Below are 13,502 nucleotides of genomic sequence, written 5' to 3' on the forward strand. Positions count from 1 at the left end.
CGGAGAGCGGTTCGTCCAGGGCGCGGCGCAGGTAGCCGGCGGCGTCGCCGGGGCGGGCGTCGTGGACGGCGGCCGTCGCCGCGTCGCGCAGCACGCGCAGGGCCCAGGGTAGGCCGATGCCCGGGGCGCGCCGCCAGGCGGACCCGCTGGACGGTGTACCTGCCACGGACCTCGCGGGCGGCACGGCGAAGGCGTCCGGCCTCGGCCTCCAGAGCTACGGCAGGCGCTACCCCTCCCTCGGCGCCGGCGCCTCCGGCCACAGCGGCGCCGCGGGTTCCCTCGGCCTCGCCGACCCCGGCAGGGCTTCGCGCACGGCCACACCGGCGCCGGTTCGCCTTCCCGGGCGGGGCGTCGTCGGGCCACCCGTTGTAAGGTCTGCCGGATGGACAGCACGATGCATCCGCCGACGGAAGACGGCCTGGGGCGGGCCGAGTTCGCCCAGCGCCTCGTCGAGGCCGACGGTGACGGCGAGGTGGACACGGCCGGGGCGGCGGCCCTGCGCGGCGCACGGCGTCCGGCCGCGGTACAGGCCCTGCACTTCCATCCCGCCTATCTCGATGCCGTGCGCACCGGGCGGAAGACGACCACGGTACGGTTCCGCGACCCGGTGGAGCCGGGTCCGGTGGACCTGGTGTTCGAGCTGGAAGACGAGGTGGTGCTGCCCGGAGTGGTCACGCGGATCACCTCCAAGAGCGTGGACGAGCTGACCGGGGACGACGCCGTCGCCGACGGGTTTCGCGATCTCGCCGAGCTGCGGGACAGGCTGCGGTTCCACTACCCCGACATCGCGTCGACCGATGAGGTCGCCGTCGTCCACTTCCGCAGGACGGGTTGACCGCTTCCGCCAACGGGGCGGCGGAAGCGTGGTGGTGATGGCCTGTCATCGGCTCCGGACCCTCCCGGAATCCGCAACGTACCGCTGCGCTCCGAGGGCCGGGCGGAGTACCGTGGCGGGGTATGAGCGAGATGGTGGAATCCAAGGGTCCGCAGGTTCCGTCGGGTTCCGCTCCTCCGTCGTCACCCCCGCTCAGGACGCCAGTCGAAGCTCCGTGGCCGCAGCCGGCGACGAGGCCGCCGTCCGCCACCGGGCTCGCGCCGCGGCTCGTGGTCACCGGCCGGCGGGCCCGCGTGCTGGCCTTCCGCTCGGACCGGTGGGCGCCGCGGAAGGCCGCCGGGCAGGCCGCGCTGGCCGTCGCCCCCTGGGGCTACCCGCGGCTGGACGAGCACGACTTTCTCAAGGCCGTCCACGGCCTGGTCGGGGCGGCCGTCGCGGCCGGCGGGAAACGCGTCAGCGTCCACCTCGCCGACCAGGACGCGAGGATCCTCGTGATGGCCCTCAGCCACCGGACCGACGGGGACGGCGGCGACAGGGGGCGGGTGCCCACCGAGGTGGCGCTGCTCCGCACCGTCGAGGCCTGCGGCACCCACACCGGCCACGACGGCCACGCCTGGTGGGCGATCCTGGACGCCGGACCGCGGCCCCGACGGACCCCGGCGTAGCAGCGGACCGCCCCCACGGCGGAAGGGCCGCGAGGATTTCCGCTTCGCGTCCGCCCCTGCCCCGGCCCGTGCCCGCGGTGGTGTCGCGCGCGCCCAGGACCGGCGTCTGTCGGCGATCGCGGCCGCGTTCGCGCTGCTCGTCGAGGGGTTCATCCGCGGCTACGCCGCGTGGCGGTGGGGACCGCGAGGAGGGCTGCGGTGGTCGCCGAGGGCGACGGCCCCCGCTCGGTGCGACGGGGGGCCGGTGGCCGCGCGTTCCCGGTGACGGCATTCCCTCACCCCGGCCTGCTCACTGCCACGGGGGGCAGGGGCTGCCGGTACGGGAGACGCGCGGCACACCGCGGTGCGGTGTCGGTGTCGCCGGAGCCGCGACGGCTCTCGGGCAGAGCGCGGGAAAACGTTCAGGACATGGTGCGGCTGGCGGCTTCGGCCTGGGCTATCGCCTCGGCCTCGCTCTCGGCGAGCTCGAGGGCGACGCCGAAGGCCTGTGCGATGTGCCCGGCCGCGGACATGACGCGTGCCGTTCCGACGACGGGGGCGATCGCGACGAGGAGGTCCTGCAGCTGCTCGACGGTGAAGTCGGCCTTGACCGCCGGGTTGATGTGGGCCAGGTAGGAGATCGCGGGCGCGTCCATGGCCACGAGCGCGGCGATGCGGCTGATGATCATCGTGCGCTCGTCCATGTGGCAGTGCTCGAGCGAGTCGATCGTCATCGCGGCGATGGTGTCGAGGACGGGGGTGTCGAATGCGGGTGCAGTAGCCATGACAGGGCCGCCTTCCGGTTCCTGTGCAGCGGGGAGCCGGACCACCACCCCATTGGTGCAGGGGTCCCCCCGCTGCCCGGCGGTGACCCGTCAAGCGTAGGCACCGTCCCCCCGGTGCCGCACGCCGGACGCAGACTGCGTGTGCTGCCGCCAGGTCGCACGGCCGCCCGCGCCGAAGGTGAAGCGGGCGGGCAGTTCGGTGGCCAGGAGGGTGGATGCCGCGGTGATGAACTCGCTCCGTGTCTCGGCGCCAGGACACGCGCGCACCGCGTTACCCGACATCCCGCCGTCGCCGCGGCTCCCCGCCGAGCGGGAGGACGAGCTCTACGCCGCGTTCGAGGGCTGGTGGCGACAGCTCCGGGAAGCGGCCGACGGCGACGGGGGTGTGGACTGCCGCGAGTTCGTGTCGGCGATGACGGCCGGCGTGGACCGTGACCCGGCGTACCTGGAGAAGGGCCTCGTACCGGCGGTGCGGGCCCTGTTCCGCGCCGCCGACGCCGACGGCAGCGGCCACCTGGGGGCGGACGAGTACCGCGCGCTGTTCGGAGGGCCGAGGGTACACCCGGCCGAACTCAACGACGGGTTCCGCGCGATGGACGCGGACGGCGACGGACAGGTCGAGGAGGAGGATTTCGTCGCCGCGTTCTGTGCGTTCTTCACGGCCCGGTCCGACGGCTCCGCGGGAGCGGGCCTGCTCGGCCGGGCCTGAGGCGCCACGGCCGGATCCGCGCCGGGGCGCGGATCCGGCCCGGTGGGCCGGGGGGCCGATGGACCGGGGGCCGATGGGCCGATGGGCCGATGAGCCGGGGGCCGATGAGCCGGGGGCCGATCGGCCTGCGGGCCGCCGTCCGGTCGACGGGCCGGCTGCCGTCGGCCGGCTTCCCCCGACGCGGTCAGCCCCGGGCGGCCCGCAGGACGTAGCGGACGCCGTCCTCCTCGGTGGAGCCGGTCCGCTCGAAGCCCGCCCGGCCGACCACGCCGTGGGAGGGGGCGTTGTCCGCGTCGACCGAGGCGTGCAGCGCGGTGACGCCCGGCTGCGCGAAGGCCCAGGCGGCCAGGCCGCTCAGCGCGTCGGTGGCGTAGCCGTTGCCGCGGGCCGACGGTACGAGGTCGTAGCCGATCTCCGCGTTCCCCTCGGCGTCGGGGGCCCCGTGGAACCCGATCCCGCCGATGGCGCGCCGGTCCTCGGTCCGGACGATGGCGTACGGACCCCACCCCGGGCGGTGCGTGCCCTGCTCCCTGGCCTTGAGCACCATCCCGGACGCGACCCGGGTTCCCTCGCCGGGGCCGTCCGCGGCCCAGGCGAAGCCGCCGGTGCCGCCCGCGTGGAGATCGGCGGCGACCTGGGGGGAGATCTCGCAGAGGACGACGCGGCCCGCGGCGATGGGATCGGCGTACCAGCGCCAGACCGGCCGGCGGGGCAGGTCCGCGAGTTCGGCCCGGCCGGTCACCCACAGAAGGGTCGGCCACGGAGCGGCGGCGGCGCGCGGCGCCTGCGGGAAGAGCCGGTCGAGGACCTGCTCGCAGAGGGCCGCGTCGGGCTCCCAGTCGTGGACGCCCAGGGCGCCCAGGATGTCGTGGGTGTGCAGCAGGGTCTCGACGACGCCCATGGCCGCGAAACCGTCCGCGCCGGCCATACCGTACGGATGCCAGGCCCGGTCCTCCGGGCGGGCCGCGGCCACGACGGCGGACAGCAGGCCTCCGGTGGCCTCGATGACCTCGATCAGGCCGTCGGGGGTGGTGCCGGGGTCCGCGCTGATCTCGAACGGAACGTACGCGCCGGTCGCGCGCCCCGTGAGCTGGGCGGCGTACGCGGTGAAATCGCCCGCGATGTGGACGGCGGTGTCGTAACAGCTCCACTCCAGCCCGGCGGCGGGGGTGGACCAGTCGAGGTGCGCCACCCCTCGGAGCGCCTGTGCGGTGAGGGACACGGACCGGTCCACGGCATGGGGGGTCATGATCGTCATGGGCTGAACCCTAGGGTCACCACCCGCGGCCCGGCCAGTGGATATGCCCCGCGATCACGGGACGACGGGGGCCGTCGCCGATGTCGGGGTGCGCGGACCGGGCGTTCCGGGCGGCCGTCGGCCCGCGGCCCGGCCGACGCGCGCCCGGAGTCCGGCGGGCGTCAGTGGGGGCGGACAGGCCGGCGGGCGTCAGTGGGGGGCGGACAGGCCGGCGTGCTCCAGTGCGCGCAGTGCGGCCCGCCGGTCCTCCGGCGCGTGCTCGTCCGCTTCCTCGTCCGCTTCCTCGAGCGCCGCCCCGATCTCGGGGGCGCTGAGGCGGTACGCCTCAGCCGCCGCCAGGAGCTCCGCCGCCCGCCCCGGGGGCAGGCCCCGGTCGGAGTGCACCAGCAGGCTCAGGGCTTCCTCGCGCACCGCGAAGCGTCTCATGCCGCAGTCGAGTCCGTCGTCCGACAGGCCCTCCGGGTAGGGCGCGCGGGCCCAGCTGCCGTTCTCGTACCAGTAGACGCAGCCCAGTTCCCAGCCTTCCAGAAGACCCCGCAGCCGGTCGAAGGGCAGCCATTCCGGTGCCTGCGCCAGCATGTCGATCGCGGGCTTGTGCCACTTGACGCCACTGGACTCGTCCTCGCCGTAGAGCACGTAGCGGCCCGGACCCATCGGCGCGAGGGTCCACCAGGTGCAGCCGCAGTCGTCGAGGTGCAGCCCCTGCTCGTCGATCCAGGTGCCGGTGCGGTGGACGCGCGGCGTCTGCTCCGCCTCCTCGGTGGCCTCCAGGACGGCGGCCAGGGCCCAGCGGGCCCAGAGCAGTTCGGCCGCCGGCAGGTTCTCGGGCCTGCCCGGCCTCTCGATCTCCATTGCGGTGGCGCTCCTTCGCTCCTCGTGCGGTACCTCCCTGTGATCGTAGGACAGCCGTGTCCGGGGCCGTCCGGGGCCTCCGACGCGGAGTCAGTCGCCCGCGGCCGCCGGTGCGCGGGGCGTCGCGCGTCCTCGCCGCGGGCTGCGGTGCGGGAGCCTTGCCCGCCGAGCCCGGCCGGCCCGCCCCGGTGGTGTGCTCCGTGCGGGCCACGACGGGCCCCGCCATGGCTATCGGGTGCGCCGACGGGGCACCTGTGGGGCCGTGACAGAACACAGGAACCACCGGTACGCGGTCGCCGTCGTCCAACGGGACGGCCGCCGGCACTGCAAACGACTGGACCGCACCGCGCTCACGGGCCTCGACGAAGCGATCGCCGCGGTGCGCGGCGAGGGGGCCGCGGACACGGTGTTCGGGTTCTTCAACGCGGACGAGGCGTTCTTCCTGGTCCTTCGCTCCGCTCCGGCCGGTACGGCCCTCCTCCTGTCGGACGCGCGGGCCGCGCACCGGCACACGCTCGCCGCGCAGGCCCTCGACGCCCTCGGCGCCGGCCCTCCCGACGCCGACGCACCGCAGGGCCGGCCGGCCGGGGACCTGGGCATCGTCGCCGGCCTCGGGCTCACCGCCGAGGGCATGGCCGCCGTCCTGTCCGGGCCGGACCGCCTGCCGGACGACCAGCTGCGGCTGATCGCGGAGCGGTGCGGCTTCTCCGCCGAGTTCGACCGTGTGACGGCCTGAGGTCCTCACGGGGTCCGGGGATCGCCAACGCCCGGTGTCCGTCGCCATCAGCGGAACACGGGCGCAGGGAGCCGCGGCGGGCGGCGGCGGCCTTCCCCTACGCCTTCATCCGCGCCTTCGACGTGCCGCCGTCCTCCATGAGGCGTCGCTGACCGGGGGCGCGTACCGGCGGCAGGGCCAGGCCACGGCCGGCCCGGACGGGTGGCGCGTCCCCCGCCCGGGGCGACGCACCGACCTTCAGAAAACGGGCCGGCCGTGGCACAGCGTCAGCTGCGGCGCCCTTCGCGGGCGAGCGCCGGCACGAAGCGGGCCGCGTCCAGGGTGCCGACGCCGGTGGCCATGTCGTAGCCGTTCACCGCGGTGTAGCCGGTGACGCCCTGGTAGCTGTTGTCCGTACCGTCGTTGACGTCGACGATGCCGGTGGAGCGGTCGTACGCGGAGCGCCCGTACAGGCGGTACAGCGCCTCGTGGATGTCGCCCAGGCGCTTGCCCGCGGCCTGGTCGGCCAGGGCCACGATGCCGGCGAACAGGGGGCTGGACTCGCTGGTGCCGCCGGAGACGTCCCAGCCCGTGGCCGCCGGGTCGTAGCTGGAGTAGAGCCACGCTCCGCCGTCGACCGCGGCGGCCATCGAAATGTCCGGGGTGCCGCGCCGTCCGCCGACGACGTTCTTCACGCCGTTCTGGAAGGCCGGACGGGTGAAGACATGGGACTGGCCGCCGCCGCCCGCGCCGTTGTCGTTGTAGACGCTCTCGGGGGCGGTGCGCCTGCCCGCGTCGTCCAGGTGCAGCTGCGTGCCGCCGACGGAGGTCACCAGCGGATCGGAGGAGGGCCAGGAGTTGACGCGCTCGTGGTAGTAGCCCGTTCCGTCGGCGGTGTTGTCGGTGGCGCCCCCGTCGCCGGAGGAGGCGAGCACGGTGACGTGGTTGCGGGCGGCGGCCTCGAAGGCATAGCGCAGTTTCCCGATGCTGGAGAAGTCACCCTTGTCGAAGCCGGGGAAGGTGTTCTCGGTCGCGCCGAAGCTCTGGGTGATCACGTCGCCGATGCCGTGGTCGATCAGGGCCTTCTCGGCGTCCATCATCTCCGGCAGCCCGGTGGTGCCCTCGGTCTCCGCGACCGCGGTCTCCACCAGGACGATCTTCGCGTCCGGCGCCACCGCGTGCGCCATCTCCACGTCGAGGGTCGTCTCGCCGGCCCAGCCCAGCATGTCGGCGTTCTTCGGGTCCCACTTCGGGACGTTGCCCCACTTGACCACCTGCACCTTGGTGCTGGGTATCCCGAACTGCCTGCTGTAGACGTCCAGGTCGTGCTGGACGGTCGGCGAGCCGAAGGAGTCCACGATCACGATCGTGCGGCCCTTGCCGGTGATGCCCGCCTTGTAGAGCGGGTTGAGGTCGTACGCCGCGCGGTACTGCAGCGGGGTGTAGCACGCGATCTTCCACTTGGTCCGGCACTCCTCGATGGAGAGCGGGCTTCCCACGGCGCGGACCAGCTGGTGGCCGGCGACGGCGGGACGGGCCACGGTGCGCGGGACCGCCCGGGTGTGCGCGGAGGCGGTCAGGGTCCCGGTCACCGGGGCGGCCGCCACCGCGGTGAGCGCGAGGCCGGCTGCCGCGGCCGTGGTGGCCGCGGCGCGCGGCCATATTCGACGGGCTGGATGCATTGCGGACTCCCTTGGGGGGTGGCGCCGCTCGAAGCGACTTCTCCGCGATCAGACCCGCCAAGTCATGTTCCGAACAAGGTTGTTTGACGCTTGATGCCGAACGCTTTACCTGTTCGCGAATGACGCCATTCATGGTCTTGACTCGCAGCAAGTCATGCCCGGAATAGGGCGAGTTGGACCTGAATAAGCCCATCCATACAGGCCCCGGGTGTCCGCTCAGCGGACGCGTCAGGGCGAAATCCGGACGCCTTTCGGCCAATACCTGACGTGTCCATGGCGATCTTGGAGATCGCTGGCAACCTCTCCACATCCCCAGCACGACGAGATCGACACGCTTCGCCCGGCCGGCCTCATCCCGGCCGCCGGTTCCACCCCCCACACACCCAAGGAGTCCGCGTGAAGTCCACGCACCGGCGGAACGCCACCGCCACAGGGGCCCTGCTCGCCGCAGCCGCCCTCCTCACCGTCGGCGTCCAGGCCGGCACCGCCAACGCGCAGCCCGAACCGTCCGCGAACGCGGCCGCCCCCAAGGGCCAGGTCCGCAACCCGGGCGCGCTCCCCGCGCAGCTCACCCCCTCCCAGCGCGCCGAGCTCATAGCGAAGGCGCAGAGCACCACGGCCGCCACGGCCAAGGAACTCGGTCTCGGCCCGCAGGAGAAGCTCCTCGTCCACGACGTGGTCAAGGACCAGGACGGTACCACCCACACCCGCTACGAGCGCACGTACGAGGGACTCCCCGTCCTCGGCGGCGACCTGGTCGTCAACCGCACCGCGGCCGACCGGACCCAGAGCGTCAGCAAGGCGTCCTCCGCCCAGCTGCAGGGTGTCTCCACCTCCGCCCCGGCCGACGCTCCGGCGGCCGCCTCCGCGAAGGCCCTCGACGCCGCGAAGGCGGTCGGCTCCAAGGCCGACAAGGCCGACGCCGCTCCCCGCAAGATCGTGTGGATGGCGAACGGCGTGCCGACCCTGGCCTACGAGACCGTCGTCGGCGGGCTCCAGGACGACGGCACCCCCAACCAGCTCCACGTCATCACCGACGCCAAGACGGGCGCGAAGCTCCACCAGTGGCAGGGCATCGAGACCGGTGTCGGCAACACCCACTACAGCGGCCAGGTCACCCTCGGCACCACGTCGTCCGGTTCCAGCTTCACGATGAACGACACGGCCCGCGGCGGCCACAAGACGTACAACCTCAACCACGGTACGTCCGGCACGGGCTCGCTCTTCACCCAGTCGACCGACACCTGGGGCAACGGCGCCAACTCCAACGCCGCCACCGCCGGCGCCGACGCCGCCTACGGCGCCGGGGTCACCTGGGACTTCTACAAGAACGTCTTCGGCCGCTCCGGGATCCGCGGCGACGGCGTCGCCGCCTACTCCCGCGTCCACTACGGCAACGCCTACGTCAACGCGTTCTGGGACGACGGCTGCTTCTGCATGACGTACGGCGACGGGACGAACAACAACGACCCGCTGACCTCGCTGGACGTCGCCGGCCACGAGATGTCGCACGGCGTCACCGCGGCCACCGCCGGCCTCGAGTACAGCAGCGAGTCGGGCGGCCTGAACGAGGCCACCTCCGACATCATGGGCACGTCCGTCGAGTTCTACGCCAACAACCCCAGCGACCCCGGCGACTACCTCATCGGCGAGAAGATCGACATCAACGGCGACGGCACCCCGCTGCGCTACATGGACAAGCCGAGCAAGGACGGCGGCTCCGCCGACGCCTGGTACTCCGGCGTCGGGAACCTCGACGTCCACTACTCCTCGGGTCCGGCCAACCACTGGTTCTACCTGGCCTCCGAGGGCTCCGGCGCCAAGGTCGTCAACGGCGTGAGCTACAACTCGCCCACCTCCGACGGCCTGCCCGTCACCGGCATCGGCCGGGAGAAGGCGCAGCTCATCTGGTACAAGGCCCTCACCACCAAGTTCAACTCCACCACGGACTACGCCGGTGCCCGCGCCGGCACGATCGCGGCGGCGACCGAGCTGTACGGGGCCGGAAGCCCCGAGGTCAACAACATCACCGACGCCTGGGCCGCGGTCAACGTCGGCGCCCGCTCCAACGGCGGCACCCCGACCCCGGGCAAGGTCTTCGAGAGCACGACCCAGGTGGCCATCCCGGACTACCCCGGCCCCGCGGTCACCTCGTCGGTCGCCGTCACCGGCGTCACCGGCAACGCGCCGAGCACCCTCAAGGTCGGTGTGAAGATCACCCACACCTACATCGGTGACCTCCAGATCGACCTGGTGGCCCCCAACGGCACCTCGTTCCGCCTGCAGAACTCCTCCTCGGACTCCACGGCGAACCTGGACAAGACCTACACGGTGAACGCCTCGGCCGTGGCGGCCAACGGCACCTGGAAGCTGAAGGTCCAGGACAAGGGCGCCGCCGACACCGGCACGATCACCGACTTCAAGCTCACCTTCTGACCGGCCGACCGGCCACGGTCTGAAACACAGGTGCCCGGAGCCCCACGGCTCCGGGCACCTTCGCCTGCCCCGGCGCACTCTTCCTCGGTACTGAAGTGCCGCGGCGACCGCCGGGCCCGACGCCGTCCGGTCATGCCCACGTCGTGATCCAGCGGCACGTGCCTGGAGGTCGCCGACTGGCGTACGGACAACGGCGCTCCCGTCCGCCAGTGGGACTGCACGGGCGGGCTCATCGGGGAGGGCAGTGCTGTCCCCCTGTCGGCCGCCGGTACGGGGCGTTACGACGGCGCCTACCGCTTCGAAGGCGAGCTGCTGTTGATCCGCCCCCTCACGGGCGCCTGCTCATCGGGACCGTCGACGGCCGGATCCTGGAGTACCCGACGGGTTGACCTCCGTGCCGGCCGGCCCGGCCGCCGGACGGTCTCCCCGACCGCCGTCCGGACCGTCGTCTCCGTCCGGCGGCGCGGGCTGCGCCGGCAGCGTCCAGAAGCGGTCCAGGGTGGTCAGCACGAGCCGGCACACCGCCTCCGGGTCCGCGCTGGCCAGGGGTTCGCGCGCGGCGACCGTGCGCATCAGGCCGATCCCGAGCAGCCAGGCCATGGCCAGATCCGCGCGCAGGGCGCCGTCCTGCGAGGGGGTGAGGCCGGCCAGCACCTTCCGGTACTCCCCGCCCAGTTCCCGCAGGGTCGCCGTCGCCTCGTCCCCCCGGCCGACGGACCGCAGGTACACCTCCAGGGAACGGTCGGCCCCGGGGGCGCTGCGCGTGAGCATCGAGCGCAGGGCGGTCTCGAAGAGGTCCTCCGGCGCGGTCGCGTGCAGCTGTTCCAGGCCGCCCCGCGCCACGACCTCGGTCAGCAGCCCGTGTTTGGACCCGAAGTAGCGGAAGAGGAGCGCCTGATTGGCACCGGCCCGCTCGGCTATCGCCCTGACCGTCGTGCGCTCGTAACCCCGTTCCGCGAACAGCTCGGCTGCGGCTTCGAGCAGCCGCAGCCGGGTGGCCGCGGCGTTGCGGGGGCGTTCCACAGGCTGCGTTCGGGGGGATTCGTCCACGCTGTCGTCCTCTCGGAAGGCCCGCCAGGATAACGGCCGCAAAGCGTCGTTGACCGGCCGGGTGGCCCGTCCTAGGTTGTAAGCAGATGCTTACAACCCAGGGAGACCGACGTGACGAGCACCGGCACCACCCCCCTCGCCTACCCCTTCAACACCGCCGAGGGACTCCTGCTCGCCGAGGAGTACGAGCGCGCCCGCGACAGGCCCGGCCTGTTACGCGTGCAGATGCCGTACGGTGAGCCGGCCTGGCTGGTCACCCGCTACGCGGACGCCCGCCTCGTGCTCGGCGACGCCCGGTTCAGCCGTGCGGCGGCCGCGGCGCACGACGAGCCCCGGCAGTCCGAGGGCCGCACCGACAGCGGCATCCTGGGCATGGACCCGCCCGACCACACCCGTCTGCGGTCCCTGGTGGCCAAGGCGTTCACCGTCCGGCAGGTCGAGAAGCTCCGCCCGCAGGTGCGCGCGCTCACCGCGGACCTGCTCGACGAACTGGAGGCGGCCGGTCCGCCGGTCGACCTGGTCGACCGCTTCGCCCTGCCCGTGCCGGTGGCCGTGATCTGCCGCCTGCTGGGCGTGCCGGTCGAGGACCGGCCGCGGTTCCGGGTGTGGAGCGACGCCGCGCTCTCGACCAGCTCGCTCACGGCCGAGGAGTTCGAGGCCAACCTCGAGGAGCTGCGCGCCTACATGGCGGGGCTGATCGAGCTGCACCGCCGGGACCCGCAGGACGACCTGATGACGGCGCTCATCGAGGCCCGGGACGGCGACGGCGACCGTCTCTCCGAGCCGGAGCTCGTCGACCTGTGCGTGGCGGTCCTGGTGGCCGGGCACGAGACCACGGCCTCCCAGATCCCCAACTTCGTCCTCACCCTGCTCGACCACCCGGAGCAGCTCGCGCTGCTGCGCCGGGACCCCGCCCTGATCGACCGGGCGGTGGAGGAGCTGCTGCGGTTCGTACCGCTGGGCAGCGGGGCGGGCCAGGCCCGTTACGCCACCGAGGACATCGAGGTCGGCGGCACCCTCGTCCGGGCCGGGGACCCGCTGCTCGTCGCGTTCGGCGCTGCCAACCGCGACGCGCTGCGCTTCACCGCCCCCGGCGTCCTCGACATCCGGCGCCCCTCCAACCAGCACATCGGTTTCGGCCACGGCGTCCACCACTGCCTGGGAGCCCCGCTGGCCCGCATGGAGCTCCAGGAGGCGCTCGGGGGACTGCTGGCGCGCTTCCCCGGGCTGAAGCTCGCGGGGGACGTCACCTGGAAGACCGAGATGCTGGTGCGCGGGCCGCGCGTCATGCCGGTCGGGTGGTGAGCCGCGTGACGTGGACCGTACGGATCGACGCCGGTCTGTGCCTGGGTTCGGGCATCTGCGCGGGCACCGCCCCCGAGGTGTTCGCGCTCGAGGACGACCACGCACGGCCGCGCACCGACCGGGTCGCCGCGCAGGAACGGATCCTGGAGGCCGCCGACATGTGCCCGGCGCAGGCCATCACCGTGCACGACGGCTCCGCCGTGATCGGCCCCCGCCCCGACTGAACGGTCACCGGCGCGACCGGACCGGGTGTGCGGTCACCGCGTCACCGGTCCAGACGACGCCCGGCTCCAGCACCTCCAGGTACACGCCGACGCACGAGAGCCGGCCCAGGTCGAGCACCGGCACGCGGTGCTCGCGGGCCACGGCGCGCATGATGCCCGGGTCTGCGGGCAGTTCGCCGTGGGCCAGGTTCGGGACCGCGCAGCGGGGCGTGGGCACGGTCACCCGGAACAGGGCCCGGCCGATCCGCAGGGTGCCGCCGGTCCAGGAGTCCTCGGGGAACCCCGGCCCGCCGGGGAGGTCGACCACCAGGTTGGGCCGGAAGCGCCCGGGGTCGAAGTCCCCCGCGGGGTGGCTCCGCCGGAGTCTGCGCAGGCTGTTGGCGGTCACGAGGTGGATCCGGCCGAAGTCGAAGAAGGTCCCCGCGGCGACCCGTCCCGAGGTGATGGTCTCCCCGGTCCCGTCCACGGAGGCCCGGGCGCGCATCACCTCGGGGATGCCGCCCTCATAGGCGGGGACCGCACGCTCCAGCAGCCCGTGGTCCGGCGGCTCGCCCGACACGGTCACCGGGCGGCCCAGCAGGCCGGACAGCCGCGCGTCCAGTTCCGCGGCCCCGGCGGGCAGCACGACGCCGCCGGGCAGCTCCACCCGGGCCTCCCCCGGGCCGGCCGTGCTGCCGCGGCAGTCCAGGAGGGCGCCCCACTTGCGGGGGTGCTTGGCGCTGCCGACCGCGCCCGCCCCGTCCAGCACGGCGAACGCCCGGTCCCCGGCCAGCCCTTCCTCCGTGATCCGGGCGCTCGTCAGCGCCTCGCCGAGCATGGACTTCACCGGGTACCGGCGCAACGCCACGAGAGTTCCCACCGCCGGATTATCCGATCGGCCCCGGCCGCGTGCCACCGGATTTCCACCGTCCGGACGGTGCCGGACCCGGGTGTCCTCCGGCGGACCGTGCCGCCCGGGCCGCTCCTCCACGGCCCTCCCGGGAAATCGGAGGCAACGCCGCCCGCAT

13 protein-coding genes are annotated in these 13,502 nt (G+C 73.6%); 7 read left to right on the top strand and 6 right to left on the bottom strand.

Annotation, left to right across the window (positions count from 1 at the left end):
* Window positions 1-382: 382 nt before the first annotated feature.
* The gene (locus ACFY15_RS27080; RefSeq protein ID WP_390689785.1) at window positions 383-835 is read left to right on the top strand and encodes an ASCH domain-containing protein; all 453 of its coding nucleotides are present in this window, start codon (window positions 383-385) and stop codon (window positions 833-835) included.
* Between the two features lie 122 nt (window positions 836-957).
* Window positions 958-1,500 carry a hypothetical protein gene (locus ACFY15_RS27085; protein WP_390689786.1) on the top strand — a complete coding sequence of 181 codons (543 nt, stop codon included), beginning with the start codon at window positions 958-960 and terminating at the stop codon, window positions 1,498-1,500.
* A gap of 401 nt (window positions 1,501-1,901) precedes the next feature.
* On the opposite strand, the gene ACFY15_RS27090 is transcribed toward ACFY15_RS27085, so the two are convergent.
* Complete coding sequence (locus ACFY15_RS27090; RefSeq protein ID WP_390689787.1) at window positions 1,902-2,264, bottom strand: carboxymuconolactone decarboxylase; 363 nt, start codon at window positions 2,262-2,264, stop codon at window positions 1,902-1,904.
* A 226-nt stretch (window positions 2,265-2,490) separates the two neighbouring features.
* Here ACFY15_RS27090 and ACFY15_RS27095 point away from each other — a divergent pair, with 226 nt between their 5' ends.
* Window positions 2,491-2,973 carry an EF-hand domain-containing protein gene (locus tag ACFY15_RS27095; RefSeq protein WP_390826192.1) on the top strand — a complete coding sequence of 161 codons (483 nt, stop codon included), beginning with the start codon at window positions 2,491-2,493 and terminating at the stop codon, window positions 2,971-2,973.
* A gap of 184 nt (window positions 2,974-3,157) precedes the next feature.
* Here the strand turns inward: ACFY15_RS27095 and ACFY15_RS27100 are convergent, their stop codons facing one another.
* Window positions 3,158-4,231 (bottom strand): GNAT family N-acetyltransferase, encoded by a 1,074-nt coding sequence (locus ACFY15_RS27100; protein ID WP_390689789.1) that lies wholly within the window; start codon window positions 4,229-4,231, stop codon window positions 3,158-3,160.
* A gap of 189 nt (window positions 4,232-4,420) precedes the next feature.
* Window positions 4,421-5,083, bottom strand: a complete 663-nt coding sequence (locus ACFY15_RS27105) for a hypothetical protein (RefSeq protein WP_390689790.1) — start codon at window positions 5,081-5,083, stop codon at window positions 4,421-4,423.
* 262 nt (window positions 5,084-5,345) lie between these two features.
* On the opposite strand from ACFY15_RS27105, the gene ACFY15_RS27110 reads away from it, so the two are divergent.
* A complete protein-coding gene (locus tag ACFY15_RS27110; RefSeq protein WP_390689791.1) occupies window positions 5,346-5,819 on the top strand; it encodes a tRNA adenosine deaminase-associated protein in 474 nt (157 codons plus the stop codon).
* Between the two features lie 266 nt (window positions 5,820-6,085).
* Here ACFY15_RS27110 and ACFY15_RS27115 read toward each other — a convergent pair whose 3' ends face one another.
* Complete coding sequence (locus ACFY15_RS27115; protein WP_390689792.1) at window positions 6,086-7,480, bottom strand: S8 family serine peptidase; 1,395 nt, start codon at window positions 7,478-7,480, stop codon at window positions 6,086-6,088.
* 396 nt (window positions 7,481-7,876) lie between these two features.
* Here ACFY15_RS27115 and ACFY15_RS27120 point away from each other — a divergent pair, with 396 nt between their 5' ends.
* Entirely contained in the window at window positions 7,877-9,916 is a 2,040-nt protein-coding gene (locus ACFY15_RS27120) for a M4 family metallopeptidase (protein ID WP_390826193.1), read from the top strand.
* A gap of 342 nt (window positions 9,917-10,258) precedes the next feature.
* On the opposite strand, the gene ACFY15_RS27125 is transcribed toward ACFY15_RS27120, so the two are convergent.
* Window positions 10,259-10,966, bottom strand: a complete 708-nt coding sequence (locus tag ACFY15_RS27125; RefSeq protein WP_390689794.1) for a TetR/AcrR family transcriptional regulator — start codon at window positions 10,964-10,966, stop codon at window positions 10,259-10,261.
* Between the two features lie 111 nt (window positions 10,967-11,077).
* Between ACFY15_RS27125 and ACFY15_RS27130 the strand changes: the two genes are divergently transcribed.
* On the top strand, window positions 11,078-12,271 hold the full coding sequence (locus tag ACFY15_RS27130) for a cytochrome P450 (protein WP_390689795.1): 1,194 nt from the start codon (window positions 11,078-11,080) through the stop codon (window positions 12,269-12,271).
* A 5-nt stretch (window positions 12,272-12,276) separates the two neighbouring features.
* Window positions 12,277-12,495 carry a ferredoxin gene (locus ACFY15_RS27135; RefSeq protein ID WP_390689796.1) on the top strand — a complete coding sequence of 73 codons (219 nt, stop codon included), beginning with the start codon at window positions 12,277-12,279 and terminating at the stop codon, window positions 12,493-12,495.
* 4 nt (window positions 12,496-12,499) lie between these two features.
* Here the strand turns inward: ACFY15_RS27135 and ACFY15_RS27140 are convergent, their stop codons facing one another.
* Window positions 12,500-13,354: an MOSC domain-containing protein gene (locus ACFY15_RS27140; protein ID WP_390689797.1), complete on the bottom strand. Its 855-nt coding sequence runs from the start codon at window positions 13,352-13,354 to the stop codon at window positions 12,500-12,502.
* Between the last annotated feature and the right edge of the window lie 148 nt (window positions 13,355-13,502).

Origin of the sequence: Streptomyces sp. NPDC001373 (assembly GCF_042895815.1) — a bacterium.
Taxonomy (GTDB): Bacteria; Actinomycetota; Actinomycetes; order Streptomycetales; family Streptomycetaceae; genus Streptomyces.